16 protein-coding genes and 1 riboswitch are annotated in these 13681 nt (G+C 72.2%); of the genes, 8 read left to right on the forward strand and 8 right to left on the reverse strand.

Features of this window, described 5'->3' with window-relative positions; translation table 11 throughout:
• Positions 1 to 105: 105 nt before the first annotated feature.
• The 3 genes from bioD to bioB are packed head-to-tail and all read right to left on the reverse strand — an operon-like array spanning position 106 to position 3320.
• Complete coding sequence (gene bioD / locus V7E45_RS32270; protein WP_333777785.1) at positions 106 to 822, reverse strand: dethiobiotin synthase; 717 nt, start codon at positions 820 to 822, stop codon at positions 106 to 108.
• 1 nt (position 823) lies between these two features.
• Entirely contained in the window at positions 824 to 2113 is a 1290-nt protein-coding gene (locus V7E45_RS32275; protein ID WP_333777786.1) for an adenosylmethionine--8-amino-7-oxononanoate transaminase, read from the reverse strand.
• The gene (gene bioB, locus V7E45_RS32280) at positions 2106 to 3320 is read right to left on the reverse strand and encodes a biotin synthase BioB (RefSeq protein WP_333777787.1); all 1215 of its coding nucleotides are present in this window, start codon (positions 3318 to 3320) and stop codon (positions 2106 to 2108) included. The genes V7E45_RS32275 and bioB overlap by 8 nt, the downstream gene beginning before the upstream one ends.
• Before the next feature lie 147 nt (positions 3321 to 3467).
• On the opposite strand from bioB, the gene V7E45_RS32285 reads away from it, so the two are divergent.
• A complete protein-coding gene (locus V7E45_RS32285) occupies positions 3468 to 4595 on the forward strand; it encodes an 8-amino-7-oxononanoate synthase (protein ID WP_333777788.1) in 1128 nt (375 codons plus the stop codon).
• Between the two features lie 110 nt (positions 4596 to 4705).
• On the opposite strand, the gene V7E45_RS32290 is transcribed toward V7E45_RS32285, so the two are convergent.
• A complete protein-coding gene (locus V7E45_RS32290; RefSeq protein WP_333777789.1) occupies positions 4706 to 4930 on the reverse strand; it encodes a DUF397 domain-containing protein in 225 nt (74 codons plus the stop codon).
• 9 nt (positions 4931 to 4939) lie between these two features.
• Complete coding sequence (locus V7E45_RS32295; protein ID WP_333777790.1) at positions 4940 to 5800, reverse strand: helix-turn-helix domain-containing protein; 861 nt, start codon at positions 5798 to 5800, stop codon at positions 4940 to 4942.
• A gap of 212 nt (positions 5801 to 6012) precedes the next feature.
• Here V7E45_RS32295 and V7E45_RS32300 point away from each other — a divergent pair, with 212 nt between their 5' ends.
• Positions 6013 to 6471 (forward strand): ATP-binding protein, encoded by a 459-nt coding sequence (locus V7E45_RS32300; protein WP_333777791.1) that lies wholly within the window; start codon positions 6013 to 6015, stop codon positions 6469 to 6471.
• A 406-nt stretch (positions 6472 to 6877) separates the two neighbouring features.
• On the opposite strand, the gene V7E45_RS32305 is transcribed toward V7E45_RS32300, so the two are convergent.
• The 3 genes from V7E45_RS32305 to V7E45_RS32315 all read right to left on the reverse strand — a co-directional run bounded on the left by V7E45_RS32305 (position 6878) and on the right by V7E45_RS32315 (position 8869).
• Positions 6878 to 7351, reverse strand: a complete 474-nt coding sequence (locus V7E45_RS32305; RefSeq protein WP_333777792.1) for a C40 family peptidase — start codon at positions 7349 to 7351, stop codon at positions 6878 to 6880.
• Between the two features lie 3 nt (positions 7352 to 7354).
• A riboswitch (cyclic di-AMP (ydaO/yuaA leader) is annotated at positions 7355 to 7484 on the reverse strand.
• 433 nt (positions 7485 to 7917) lie between these two features.
• On the reverse strand, positions 7918 to 8226 hold the full coding sequence (locus V7E45_RS32310) for a hypothetical protein (protein WP_333777793.1): 309 nt from the start codon (positions 8224 to 8226) through the stop codon (positions 7918 to 7920).
• Positions 8227 to 8233: 7 nt separating this feature from the next.
• On the reverse strand, positions 8234 to 8869 hold the full coding sequence (locus V7E45_RS32315; RefSeq protein ID WP_333777794.1) for an ATP-dependent Clp protease proteolytic subunit: 636 nt from the start codon (positions 8867 to 8869) through the stop codon (positions 8234 to 8236).
• Positions 8870 to 9102: 233 nt separating this feature from the next.
• On the opposite strand from V7E45_RS32315, the gene V7E45_RS32320 reads away from it, so the two are divergent.
• The 6 genes from V7E45_RS32320 to V7E45_RS32345 all read left to right on the forward strand — a co-directional run bounded on the left by V7E45_RS32320 (position 9103) and on the right by V7E45_RS32345 (position 13469).
• Positions 9103 to 9771: an HAD family hydrolase gene (locus V7E45_RS32320; protein ID WP_333777795.1), complete on the forward strand. Its 669-nt coding sequence runs from the start codon at positions 9103 to 9105 to the stop codon at positions 9769 to 9771.
• Between the two features lie 174 nt (positions 9772 to 9945).
• A complete protein-coding gene (locus V7E45_RS32325) occupies positions 9946 to 10215 on the forward strand; it encodes a type II toxin-antitoxin system Phd/YefM family antitoxin (protein ID WP_333777796.1) in 270 nt (89 codons plus the stop codon).
• Between the two features lie 242 nt (positions 10216 to 10457).
• Positions 10458 to 10760 carry an urease subunit gamma gene (locus tag V7E45_RS32330; RefSeq protein ID WP_020938600.1) on the forward strand — a complete coding sequence of 101 codons (303 nt, stop codon included), beginning with the start codon at positions 10458 to 10460 and terminating at the stop codon, positions 10758 to 10760.
• Between the two features lie 9 nt (positions 10761 to 10769).
• A complete protein-coding gene (locus tag V7E45_RS32335; RefSeq protein WP_333777797.1) occupies positions 10770 to 11081 on the forward strand; it encodes an urease subunit beta in 312 nt (103 codons plus the stop codon).
• A complete protein-coding gene (locus V7E45_RS32340; RefSeq protein WP_333777798.1) occupies positions 11074 to 12795 on the forward strand; it encodes an urease subunit alpha in 1722 nt (573 codons plus the stop codon). The genes V7E45_RS32335 and V7E45_RS32340 overlap by 8 nt, the downstream gene beginning before the upstream one ends.
• Positions 12795 to 13469 carry an urease accessory protein UreF gene (locus tag V7E45_RS32345; protein ID WP_333777799.1) on the forward strand — a complete coding sequence of 225 codons (675 nt, stop codon included), beginning with the start codon at positions 12795 to 12797 and terminating at the stop codon, positions 13467 to 13469. Before V7E45_RS32340 ends, V7E45_RS32345 begins: the two co-directional genes overlap by 1 nt.
• Positions 13470 to 13681: the final 212 nt, after the last annotated feature.

The raw sequence follows: 13681 nt of genomic DNA on the forward strand, positions 1-13681 counted from the left end.
CCCCCCCCCGCCCCCCCCCACGCCCGCGCCCGCGCCCCGCCCGCCACACCTGACCCGGGCGCGGGCCCGACCCGGGCGCCGGGGCCCGGTCAGGCCCCAACCCCCTCAGGGCGCCTCGCGGATGCGGAAGGCTTCCGCGTCCCAGGTGCCGTCGAGGCGGGGCGCCAGCCATTGGGGCGCCGCCGTGCGGAACTCGGTGGGAGGGAGGGCGCCCGCGCCGGCGGGGAGTGCGCCGAGCAGGGGGGCGCCGGCGACCTCCGGCAGGTCGACGACGTTGCAGCGGCAGGCGAGGTCGGGTGCGTCCGGCCAGCTGCCGATCACCACACCGGCGGCTTCGATCCCCCGCGCGCGCAGTTCACGGGCCGTCAGCTCCGTGGTGTTCAGCGTGCCGAGACCGGCGGAGGCGACCACCAGCACCGGCGCCTCCATCAGCCGGGCCGCGTCCGCCAGCGTCCCGCCCGCAGCGTCGAACCGTACGAGCAGTCCGCCCGCGCCCTCGACCAGCACCAGGTCGTGCTCGGTGGCCAGCTTGGCCGCGGCCTCGGCCACCTCCCGCGGATGCACCGGGGCCATCCCGGCCCGCCGGGCCGCCGTACCCGGTGCCAGCGGCTCCGGGAAGCGGGCCAGCTCGGTGGCCGTCACCGGACCCGCGAGCCGCGCGACCTCTTCGGCGTCCCCGCGCTCGTCCGGCCCTACCCCGGTCTGCGCGGCCTTCAGCACGGCCACCGAACGCCCGGCCGCGAGCGCCGCGGCGGCGACGGCCGCGGTCGTGACGGTCTTGCCGACCTCCGTGCCCGTCCCCGTGATCACCAGTACCGGCATCTCAACCCTCCCGCGCCGCGGCGCACACCGCGCGCGCGATCCGTGCCACGTCCGCGTCACCGGTGACGTACGGCGGCATCGTGTAGATCAGATCGCGGAACGGGCGCAGCCACACGCCCTCCCGCACGGCGGCCCGGGTGGCGGCGGCCACGTCCACCTCGTGGTCGAGCTGGACCACCCCGATGGCGCCCAGCACCCGGACGTCCTTCACACCCGGCAGGTCCCCGGCCGGGGCGAGCCCCTCGCGCAGACCCGCCTCGATCCTCGCGACCTCCGCACGCCAGTCCTGGCCGAGCAGCAGCCCGATCGAGGCGCAGGCCACGGCGGCCGCCAGCGGATTGCCCATGAACGTCGGCCCGTGGGCGAGCACCGGCACCTCGCCGCGCGAGATCCCGTCCGCGACGCGCGCGGTGCACAGCGTCGCGGCCATCGTCAGATAACCGCCGGTCAGCGCCTTGCCCACGCACATCACGTCCGGAGTGACGGCCGCGTGCCCGGCGGCGAACAGCTCACCCGTGCGGCCGAATCCGGTGGCGATCTCGTCGAACACCAGCAGCACGTCGTGCGCGTCGCACGCCTCGCGCAGCACCCGCAGATACGCGGGGGAGTGGAACCGCATCCCGCCCGCGCCCTGCACCACCGGCTCCACGATCACCGCGGCCAGCTCGTCCGCGTGCCGCTCGATCGCCGAGCGCAACCGCTCGGCGTACGACTCCTCGTACTCGGCCGGGGGCGCGCCCACGAACACCTGGCGCTGGAGCACGCCGGTCCACAGCTCGTGCATCCCGCCGTCGGGGTCGCACACCGACATCGGCTGCCAGGTGTCGCCGTGGTAACCGCCCCGCCAGGTCAGCAGCCGCTGCTTGCCGGGCCGGCCGAGCGAACGCCAGTACTGGAGGCACATCTTCACCGCGACCTCGACCGACACCGACCCGGAGTCGGCCAGGAAGACATGCTCGAGACCGTCGGGCGACATGTCGACAAGGAGCTTCGCGAGGCGTACGGCGGGTTCGTGCGTGAGCCCGCCGAACATCACGTGGCTCATCCGCCCGAGCTGCTCGCGCGCGGCCTCGTTGAGCACGGGGTGGTTGTAGCCGTGGATCGCCGACCACCACGAGGACATGCCGTCGACCAGTTCGCCCGTACCGTCGGCGAGCCGCAGCCGGACCCCGCTCGCCGACTCCACGACGAGCGGTTCGGCACGCCCGGGCATCGGACCGTACGGATGCCACACGTGCCGCCGGTCCAGCTCCAGCAGCTCGGACACGTCCGGGCCGGACAGGTCAGGCATTGGGCGCGAGGTCCGTTCCGGCACCACGGCGGCGTACGGCGACGAGGTCCGTGCGCGGCTCGGCGGCAGCGGCGGGCACCGCGGCCGTACCGCAGGCGTCCGCCCCCTCGTGCGAGCCGCAGACGGACCCGCAGCCGGCGCTCTCGTGCGACCCGCACCCGGCGCCGCCTTCATGCGACCCGCAGCCGCCCTGGCCGGCTGCCGCGCGGTGCTCCGGCAGGGTGACCTCGCCGGCGCCCTCCACCTCGAACCCGGCGTCCGCGATCATCTCGAGGTCGGCCTTGCCCGCCTGGCCCTCGCTGGTCAGGTAGTCGCCGAGGAAGATGGAGTTGGCCAGGTGCAGGGCGAGCGGCTGCATCGTGCGCAGGTGGACCTCGCGGCCGCCCGCGATGCGCACCTCCACGTCCGGGCAGACGAAGCGGACCATCGCGAGGATGCGCAGGCAGCGCTGCGGGGTGAGGTTCCACTCCTTGGCGAGCGGGGTCCCCTCGAACGGGATGAGGAAGTTCACCGGCACCGAGTCCGGGTCGAGTTCACGCAGCGAGAAGACGACGTCGACCAGGTCCTCGTCGGTCTCGCCCATGCCGGCGATCAGACCCGAGCAGGCGGACAGGCCGGCCGCGTGCGCCTTCTGCACCGTGTCCACCCGGTCGGCGTACGTGTGGGTGGTGGTGATCTCCTCGTAGGTGGCCTCGGAGGTGTTCAGGTTGTGGTTGTAGGCGTCGGCGCCGGCCTCGCGCAGCCGCTCGGCCTGGCCGTCGGAGAGCAGCCCGAGGCACGCGCACACCTCGACGCCCTCGTTCTGGTCCTTGATGGTCTTGATGGTCTCGGAGACCCGGTCCACGTCACGGTCCGTCGGCCCCCGGCCGCTGGCCACCAGGCAGACCCGCTTGGCCCCGCCGGCGAGACCCGCGGCCGCCGCCTGGGAAGCCTCGTCGGGCTTCAGCCAGGTGTACTTGAGGATGCCGGCGGTGGAGCCCAGCCGCTGCGAGCAGTAGGAGCAGTCCTCCGGACACAGGCCCGACTTCAGGTTGACCAGGTAGTTGAGTTTCACCCGTCGGCCGAACCACTGCCGGCGCACCTTCCCGGCCGCGGCCACCACGTCGAGCAGGTCGTCGTCGGAGGTGGCCAGCACGGCCAGAGCTTCCTCGCGGGTCGGCAGCTCGCGCCGAAGCCCCTTGTCCACCAGCGTGTTCAGCAGGTCCATGAGAGCCGATCCTGTCCTACGGGGCCGCTCCGGGCCAAGGAGAGTTTGCACAACAGTGGCAGTTCGACGTGTGGGTATCGCCACACCGTGGCCGGCCGGGCGTGCCGCTAATGTCTGTCCGCTACCTACAAAAGCCCCGGAGGACCCATGGCGTTCGGCTGGATCGACGAGCAGGCCGCGGCGCGGCGCCGCGCGGGACTCGTACGGACCCTGCGCCCGCGCCCCGCCGACTCGCCGCTGCTGGACCTGGCGAGCAACGACTACCTGGGCCTCGCGCACCACCCCGAGGTCACCGAGGGCGCGGCCGCCGCCGCCCGGACCTGGGGCGGCGGCTCCACCGGCTCCCGGCTGGTCACCGGCACCACCGAGCTGCACACGGAGCTGGAGCGCGAGCTCGCGGACTTCTGCGGCTTCGAGGCGGCGCTGGTCTTCTCCTCCGGATACGCCGCCAACCTGGCCGCGGTCACCGCGCTGGGCCCGCACGGGTCGCTCATCGTGTCCGACGCCGGCAACCACGCCTCGCTCATCGACGGCTGCCGGCTGGCCCGGGGCGCCACGCAGGTGGTCGGGCACGCCGACCCACGGGCCGTGGCCAAGGCGCTCGGCACGCACGAGGGCGATGCGATCGTCGTCTCCGACACCGTCTTCTCGGTCGACGGCGACGCGGCTCCGCTGGCCGCACTGGCCGAGGCGTGCCGGGAGCACGGCGCCGGTCTCGTGGTGGACGACGCCCACGGCCTCGGTGTGCTGGGCGACGGCGGGCAGGGCGCCCCGTACGTGGCCGGCCTGGCGGGCGCGCCGGACGTGGTGGTCACGGTCACGCTGTCCAAGTCGCTGGGCAGCCAGGGCGGTGCGGTGCTCGGCCCGGGCCGGGTGATCGACCACCTGGTCAACGCGGCCCGTACGTTCATCTTCGACACGGGTCTCGCCCCGGCCGCCGCGGGGGCGGCGCTGGCGGCGCTCCGGCTGCTGCGGCGCGAACCGGCGCGTGCCGCACGGGCCCGCGCGGTCGCCGCGGAACTGCACGCACGGCTGACCGCCGCGGGTCTGGAGGCGGTACGTCCGGACGCCGCGGTGGTCTCCGTGCGGGCTCCGTCCCCGGAGCAGGCGGTGCGCTGGGCGGCCGACTGCCGTACGGCAGGCCTGGCCGTGGGCTGCTTCCGTCCTCCTTCCGTGCCCGACGGCATCTCACGGCTGAGGCTGACCGCCCGCGCGGACCTGTCCGGGGCCGAGATCGAACGCGCTGTACGAGTGATCGGCGAAACACGACCATGAGTCGGCGTGACACGGCCGGGCATCGCGCGAGTGTGATCGGAACTGACCGATAAGCATCGGTCCGGGTCGGCAGGGATCGCTGAGGATCGGCCGACTGACAGGGGGCGGGCTCAGCGGAGCGTGGCCGTGAAGCCCGCCCAGCTTCCCGCGGAGAAGAGCAGTGCGGGCCCCGACGGGTTCTTTGAGTCGCGCACGGCGAGCAGTCCGGCCCAGGGGCCGCAGCGCGGCCGGGCCGTCTCCACGCAGTTGTTCGCTCCCGTGCTGTAGCTGCTGCGCAGCCAGCGCACGTCGTGCAGGTCGGTACTGGCAGGGACGTTCCGAGGCAGTGCTGACATGGTGCCTCCTTACGCGCCGTCACCTATTCCGGCGATGTATTCCAACGAGTCCTCGGGGGAAAGGGCGTGGATCCGAAGGGTGTCGAAGGCCTCCGAGTAGGCCCTGAGGTCTTCTTTCCGTTCCAGGTAGAGGCTACTCGTCAACTGGTCGAGAACAACCACATCCAGATCAGAAGTGCTCGGAAATGAGAAGATAACGAAAGGCCCGGTGAGGCCGACATGCGCCCCCGCGCCGAACGGCAGTACCTGGAGACGCACTTGGGGCAGTCGGGCGGCCTCCAGCAGCCGTTCCAGCTGCCGCGCCATCACCTCGGGGCCGCCGATCCCACGCCTGAGCACCGCCTCGTCCAGCACGGCGCTCAGCTCCAGCGGCGGATCGGCACGCAGTACGTCCTGCCTGGCCAGCCGCACCTCCACCAGCGCGTCCAGCCGCTCCTCGTCCACGCCGCCGACGACCGCGCGGGTCACGGCACGAGCGTATTCGGGCGTCTGCAGCAGGCCGGGAACCACCGTGGTCTCCAGGGTGCGCATCCTGCTCGCCTGTGACTCCAGGCTGATGAAGTCGCGGTAGGTGGGCGGCAGGATGCCGCGGTACGCGTGCCACCACCGGCTGCGGCCACCCGCCTCCTCGGCACCCGCCAGCATCAGCAGCAGCTCACGCCGTTGGCCCTCCCGCACCCCGTACGCGTCGAGGAGTAACCGCACATCGGCCGGTTTCACCCCGCTGGCGCCGGTCTCGATACGGCTCACCTTCGACTGGTGCCAGCCCACCAGACGGGCCGCCTCGCCGCTGGTGAACCCCGCCCCGGTGCGCAGCGTGCGCAGTTCGGCGCCCAGTTTGCGGCGCCGCACCGCGGGACCGTTCTGCATGGGGAACTCCTTACTCCTTCCGGGCCGCCCACATACGGTCTCGCGTCGCAGAGTTCACCGCTTTGAGCGACAGATATATGCATATCTTGGTGGATCGCTCCCCCGACCGGCCCGGTGATGGCAGTCTGGCGAAACAGCACCAGTCCGGGACCGTACTCGAACCATCCACTCCTCGTCGGACTGCGGTCCCGTGGGAAAGGGACGACCTCGCCATGGCAGACCATCTGGAAGCATCCGTCACTCTGCCGAGCGATCCCGCCTCGGTCTCCGCGGCGCGTTCCTACGTGATGGAGACCCTCGCGGAGTGGGGCCTGCCGCCGGACACCGACCTGGCCGACACCGTGCGGCTCATCGTCTCCGAACTCGCCACCAACGCCGTACAGCACACCTTCGGGCAGTCACCCACCTTCACGGTCGACATCGCGCTGGACCGTGACGAACACCTGCGCATGGGAGTCACGGACAGCCATCCACGCTTCCCGAAGAGACTGCCCGCCGCCGTCCAGCAGGACAACGGGCGCGGCATGGTCATCATCCGCTGGCTCACCGCGGAGTGCGGCGGCAAACTCCGTATCCGCCCCACACGCGAGGGCGGCAAGACAGTGTCCATCGAACTCCCCTGGAGCATCCCGGCCGAACCGGTCACCACTGCGGGCCGGCAGGAGCCGTAGCCCTGGGAGTCGAGTCCTCAGGAGGGCTACTTCGGCCTTCGGCGGAGGTGTTCGCTCGTTCAGGTGAATGTGCCGGGCAGCGGGGCCCGACGATGCCCCGGCGCTGTGTCCGAGGGGCCTCGGAACGGCCGCCGAGAGGCCCGGAACGGCCGTCGAGCGTCCTCGGGGCGGCCGCCGAGCGTAGGGGGCAGCCGGACGGTGCCGGACGCGCCGCAACTCGCCCTGTGGGCCCAGTGGGCCCCGCGGCGGGTCGCCCGAGGATCGGCCCGGCCAAGGCGCTGCCGCTCGCGCTGATCGTCCGGGCGCCCGCCCCGGGCCGCCCGCATGCTGCGGACGGGCACCGGGACGGCGCTGACGGCGCTCGGAGCGGCCCCGCAGCCGGAGTCGCTCCCGCGGTGAGCCGGAGTCAGCTGACCCGGCCGTACCAGACGCTCCTGGTCCAGATCTTCTCCAGGCGCACCACCGACCCGGTCCTCGGCGCGTGCCAGATCTTGTTCTTACCGGCGTAGATGCCCACGTGGTAGACGCTGGACCCCGAGTGGAAGAACACCAGGTCGCCGGCCTTACGGCTCTTGGCCGAGATGTGGTGCGTCTTGTTGTACTGCTGGGCCGCCGTACGAGGCAGCTTCTTGCCGGCCTTCTTGAACGAGTAGAGCGTCAGCCCGGAGCAGTCGAACCGCCGCGGCCCGGTGGCACCCCAGGCGTACGGGGCACCCTTCTTCGACGCGGCGATCTGCAGCGCCTTCGTCGCAAGCGTCGCGGCCGAGGCGTCGGTGGCGAGGCCCGGCACCGCGATCGAGCCGCCCACGGCGGCAAGCGTGAGGGCCGAGGCCGTACCGGCCCTGGCCATGAGCGACGGGACACGATTGAGCGCAGTCATGCGCAACCCTTCGTCAGCCGCCTGTGAAGGATGACCTGTCGGATTCGGGCTGGCGAAGTTGCCCGGCCGCGTTGCCGCGGCTTCACCCCAAGGGCTGCTCGGCACGACCGTCCGTCTGCGACGAACGTCCGTTCCGGCAACCCGACTTGCTCGGGTCCTCCACTCCTGCCGATCCACTCCTGTCGACCGGTCATCCGGGCGGCGGCAGGACTCGGCGTCCGCCCGGACCGCCCCGCCGCGGTGGCGGGGGCTTGTCGTCAGACACGGATCTTCACTCACAGGAGTCGGAAAATCCCAACGCAAACGGCAATTTGTGGCGTTACTCACCACTCACCCGTTCGGGTGGACAGAGCTGTGTTCGAGCAACCGTCAAAACCCGCACGTAGCCCCGGACCTGGGGCGGAGCAGCCTCGTGCGGGTCCGGAACCCCCCTGACGCGCAAGTCGGAAGGCCCGAAAAAAGCTTCGGAGATACGCCGGCCGGGGGTACGTCGTTCGGGCCGTTTCAAGCCGGGCTCGTACGGGCTGTCGACAACTGTGCCCGTACGGCCCGGAGATGTGTCCGGATCAGCCGACGCAGTCGGGCGGGAGCACGACGCGCGCGGTGCGGCGCTCGCCGTCGAGCACCCGCAGGGCGCGTGCCAGCGTGTCCCCGTGCAGCTCCGTCTCACCTCGTTGGTGCATCAGGGTCAGCGCGTCGCGCAGTTCGACCGCCTTGCGCACGAGGGCCTGCGCCGCGCGCAGCCCGCGGTAGGTGTCCCCGTCCTGCGCCGGGTTGATCCGGCCCAGCAGGTCCACGGCCTCCAGGTAACGGTCGATCAGCTCACCCTCGGCCCTGGTCAGCGCGGGCAGCGGCGGAAGTTCCGGTGGCAGCATCGGCGGCTCAGCCCGCGTGCCCGGCGCCGGGGGTGGCCCTGCGACTCGGGACGACACCGTCCACCAGGCCGTACGCCAGTGCGCCGGGCGCGTCGAGCACCATGTCCCGCTCCAGGTCCTGGTGCACCTGCTCGGCGGTGCGCCCGGTATGCCGGACGAGCATCTCCTCCGTCAGTTCGCGCGTACGGGCCAGTTCCGCCGCCTGGATCAGCAGGTCGCCGGTCTGCCCCCGGGCCGGTTCGCGAAGGGCCGGCTGCTCCAGGACGACCCGTGCGCCGGGCAGGGCGAACCGCTTGCCCGGTGTCCCGGCCGCGAGCAGCACGGCGGCGACCGACGCGGCCTGGCCCAGGCAGTAGGTCTGTACGTCGCAGGTGACGTACCGCAGCGTGTCGTAGACCGCCGTCATCGCGCCGAACGAGCCGCCGGGGCAGTTGAGGTAGAGCGTGATGTCCCGCTTCGGAGCAGCGTGTTCGAGCTGCATGAACTGGGCGATGACGTCGGTCGCCGCGGTGTCGTCGAGTGGCGTCCCCAGGAAGACGACCCGGCTCTCGAACAGCTTGCCGTAGGGGTCCAGCGTGCGTGGGCCCATGCCCGAGCGCTCGGTGAACTCCGGCAGCACGTGGCGGGCGGACGGTCGGGTCATGGACGTACCCCTCCTCGCGACAGGACCTCGGGCGGCCCTGCGTTCCGTAAAAAATGTACAGGACGTACAGAAATTCGGAAGGAGATCATGGCGACGCCTGGGAGCCGTCCGCCCTCCGTCCATGCCTCGGGCCGCCGCTGATACGGACCTGTCCGGGCGCTCCGGACGGAGCCGACGAAACGGTCCAACGGCTGTCCCGGGAACGTCGGTTCGCTCCCTGGCATGATCGACGGGTGACGGATGAACCTGCGCGGCCGGGCCGCATGAAGTGCGTCCTGCTCGACGTCGATGGCACGTTGATCGACGCGGTGAGCAACCAGCGCCGGGTCTGGGGAACCTGGGCGGAGCGGTACGGGCTGGATGTCGACGAGGTCTACCAGGTGGCTCTGCGGACGCGACCGATGGAGACGTTCGCCCAGGTCGCCGCCGACCGGGATCCGCGCGAGTGCCTGGCCGTGCTGCACGCGCTGGAGGACGAAGACGTCCGGTCCGGCGTCTACGCGGCCTTCGGGGGCGCGTCGGAACTGCTTCACGGCCTGCCGCCGGGCGTCTGGGCACTGGTGACCTCGAACTACGAGCACCGGGTGCGCGGCCGCTTCCTGCGGACGGGGTTGCCGGTGCCGAGCGTGATCGTGGACGCGGCCGCTGTGGAGGAGGGCAAGCCCTCTCCCGTCCCCTACCTGCTGGCCGCCGACCGGCTGGGAGCCGAGCCGGAAGACTGCCTGGTGATCGAGGACGCCCCGTCCGGAGTGAGGTCCGGGCTGCGCGCCGGGATGACGGTGTGGGGGGTGAACACCACCGTCGCGGTGGAGGGCGCGCACCGCCACTTCGTCAGCCTGCGCGAGGCGGTTCCCCACATCCTGGCCTTCGCTTCCGACCGTTGCGGGAACGCCGCGGTCTGACTCCCGGCGGGAAGGCACCCGAGGCTCGACCTACTCGGGTCGTCAGTCGGATCGACGGCCGGGCACATGAGGCGCCGACCCGGTCGGCCTCTCCGGGATCTCAGCCTCTGACCTGCGCTTTTGCTTCCTCTGCGGGGTCTCACGGAACGTGTGGGCGGCCCGTAAGCTAGGGGTATGGCCTATGAGATTCCGGTGACGCAAGCCAGGGCTGAGCTCGCCGAGCTCATCAATCGGGTGGTGTACGGCGGTGAGCGTGTCGTCGTGACCCGGCACGGCAAGCCGCTGGTCGCGCTGGTCTCCGCCGCCGACCTGGAGCGGCTCGACGCCCTCGACGAGGCGGCGGGAGAGCAGGTGGCCAGTTCCGTGTCCGGCGTCCGTGAGGTCGCGCCCGCGGCCCGGGAGCGGCAGCGCTTCGGGATCGCGGCCGAGCACCGGGGGCCCTAGCGGGGTGCGCCCGTCGCGACGGGGTAGGGGGGCGCCCATCGGGCGGTCATGTGTTGATCAAGGTCTGGTTAACGTGGCCGAAACTCCGGCGAACTAGCCTGCCGCTCCACGCCATCAGGGGTTTTTCTGCCCGTGTTGATCCCGATCGGGCAAGTATGTCCGTGTGTTACACCTGTCCCCGTTGCGATGGCTGCGGCAACCGGACCCCGCACGGTCCGGAGCAAGGACTGTGAGGTGGGACGTTGCAACTGACCCCGCACGAGCAAGAGCGTCTGCTGATCCACGTGGCGGCCGACGTGGCCGAGAAGCGCAGGGCCCGCGGTCTGCGGCTCAACCACCCGGAAGCGGTCGCCCTCATCACGTCGCACATCCTGGAGGGCGCGCGCGACGGCCGTACGGTCGCGGAGCTGATGTCCTCCGGCCGCAAGCTCCTCACCAGGGACGACGTCATGGACGGCATCCCGGAGATGATCCACGACGTCCAGGTCGAGGCCACCTTCCCGGACGGCACGAAGCTCGTCACCGTGCACGAGCCGATCGTCTGAGGGGCCGCGATGATTCCCGGAGAGATGCTCTTCGCCGACGGCCCGGTCGTCTGCAACGCGGGCCGCGAGGTCACCCGGCTGACCGTGCTCAACGCCGCCGACCGGCCCGTCCAGGTCGGTTCCCACTACCACTTCGCCGAGTGCAACCCCGGTCTGGACTTCGACCGGGACGCCGCGCACGGCAAGCGGCTGAACGTGGCCGCCGGCACCGCCGTGCGCTTCGAGCCCGGCATCCCCGTCGAGGTGGAACTCGTGCCGCTCGCCGGTGCCCGGATCGTGCCCGGACTGCGCGGCCGGACGGGAGGCGCCCTCGATGCCTGAGATCTCCCGCGCCGCCTACGCCGACCTGTTCGGCCCCACCACGGGCGACCGCATCCGGCTCGCCGACACCGACCTGCTGATCGAGATCGAGGAGGACCTCGCCGGCGGCCCCGGACGCGCCGGTGACGAGGCGGTCTTCGGCGGCGGCAAGGTCATCCGCGAGTCCATGGGCCAGTCCCGCGCCACCCGCGCCGAGGGCACCCCCGACACCGTCGTCACCGGGGTGGTCGTCGTCGACCACTGGGGCGTGGTCAAGGCCGACGTCGGCATCCGCGACGGCCGGATCACCGGCATCGGCAAGGCCGGCAACCCCGACATCATGGACGGCGTCCACCCCGACCTGGTCATCGGCCCCGAGACGGAGATCATCGCGGGCAACGGACGCATCCTGACCGCCGGTGCCGTCGACGCGCACGTCCACTTCATCTGCCCCCAGGTCGCCGACGAGGCGCTGGCCTCCGGCATCACCACCCTGGTCGGTGGCGGCACCGGGCCCGCCGAGGGCTCCAAGGCGACCACCGTGACACCCGGCCCCTGGCATCTGGCCCGGATGCTGGAGGCGATGGAGGCCTACCCCGTCAACGTCGGCTTCCTCGGCAAGGGCAACACCGTCTCGCACGACGCGATGCTCTCCCAGATCCGCGGCGGCGCCCTCGGACTGAAGCTCCACGAGGACTGGGGATCCACCCCGGCCGTCATCGACGCCGCGCTGACCGTGGCCGACCGGACCGGCATCCAGGTCGCCATCCACACGGACACGCTGAACGAGGCGGGCTTCGTCGGCGACACGCTCGCCGCGATCGCGGGCCGGGGAATCCACTCGTACCACACCGAGGGCGCGGGCGGCGGGCACGCGCCGGACATCATGACCGTGGTGTCCCAGCCGAACGTGCTGCCCAGCTCCACCAACCCGACCCGGCCGTTCACCGTCAACACCGCCGAGGAACACCTCGACATGCTGATGGTGTGCCACCACCTCAACCCGGCGGTCCCGGAGGACCTGGCGTTCGCCGAGTCGCGGATCAGGCCGTCCACGATCGGCGCCGAGGACATTCTCCACGACCTGGGTGCCATCTCGATCATCTCGTCCGACTCCCAGGCCATGGGCCGCGTCGGCGAGGTCGTCCTGCGCACCTGGCAGACCGCGCACGTGATGAAGCGGCGCCGGGGCGCGCTGCCCGGCGACGGGCGGGCGGACAACCACCGGGTACGGCGCTACGTCGCCAAGTACACGATCAACCCGGCGCTCGCCCAGGGCCTCGCCCACGAGATCGGGTCCGTCGAGACCGGAAAGCTCGCCGACCTCGTGCTCTGGGAGCCCGCGTTCTTCGGGGTCAAGCCGCTCCTTGTGATCAAGGGCGGCCAGATCGCCTATGCGCAGATGGGCGATGCCAACGCCTCCATCCCCACCCCGCAGCCCATCCTGCCCCGGCCGATGTACGGCGCGATCGGGCGTGCGCCGGCCGCCAACTCGGTGAACTTCGTGGCCCCCCTGGCCATCGCGGACGGGCTGCCCGAGCGGCTGCGGCTGGGCAAGCGGTTCGCCGCGATCGAGTCGACGCGCGCCGTGACCAAGGCGGACATGCGGGAGAACGACGCGCTCCCGCAGGTGCGGATCGACCCCGACAGCTTCGCCGTGCACATCGACGGCGAACTGGTCGAGGCGACACCGGCCGCCGAACTGCCCATGGCCCAGCGTTACTTCCTCTTCTGATGGGCAGGGCGGCACTGCTCGTCCTGGCCGACGGCCGCTTCCCCGCCGGAGGGCACGCGCACTCCGGCGGGGCGGAGGCCGCCGTACGGGCGGGACGGATCACCCGCGCCGCGGACCTGGAGGACTACTGCCGGGGCCGGCTGCACACCGCGGGACTGGTCGCGGCCGCGCTGGCGGCCGCCGCCGTGCTCGGGGCGGACCCGGCCGGGCTGGACGCCGCGGCGGACGCCCGCACCCCCTCGCCCGCGCTGCGGGCCGCCGCGCGCAGGCTCGGCCGGCAGCTGACGCGGGCCGCGCGGGCCTGCTGGCCGTCCCCCGAACTGGACGCCCTGGCGGCGCGGTTCCCCAAGGGGGCGCACCAGCCGGTGGTGCTCGGGCTCACCGCCCGGGCGGCGGGGCTTGGGCCGGACGACGCGGCGTACTGCGCGGCGTACGAGAGCGTGAGCGGGCCCGCGACGGCCACGGTCCGGCTGCTGAGCCTCGACCCGTTCGACGCGACCGGGGTGCTGGCCCGGCTGGCGCCCGAGCTGGACCGGGTCGTGGACACGGCGGTCGAGGCGGCCCGCCGTGTCGACGACGAGGGCACCGACGCGCTCCCGGCCGCCTCCGGGCCCCTGACGGAGATCGGCGCCGAGTGGCACGCGACCTGGCCCGTACGCCTGTTCGCGTCCTGAACCCGTCGCCGGGCGACCAGCGATACGGCAGACGGCCCAACGCCGAGGCGGCAGCCGGTCCTACGCCGGTCCGGCAGCCGAGTTCGCGTGGGGACGGCGCGCCACCCCCGCGGCCAGGACACCGCGGTCCGGCGGTCGACGACCGCACCATCTGACCGCCCACGCCCACGCCCACGCCCACGCCCACGCCCACCACATGCCCCCCTATGCCC

The sequence above is a fragment of the Streptomyces sp. IBSBF 3136 genome (assembly GCF_036815105.1).
Classification (GTDB): Bacteria; Actinomycetota; Actinomycetes; order Streptomycetales; family Streptomycetaceae; genus Streptomyces.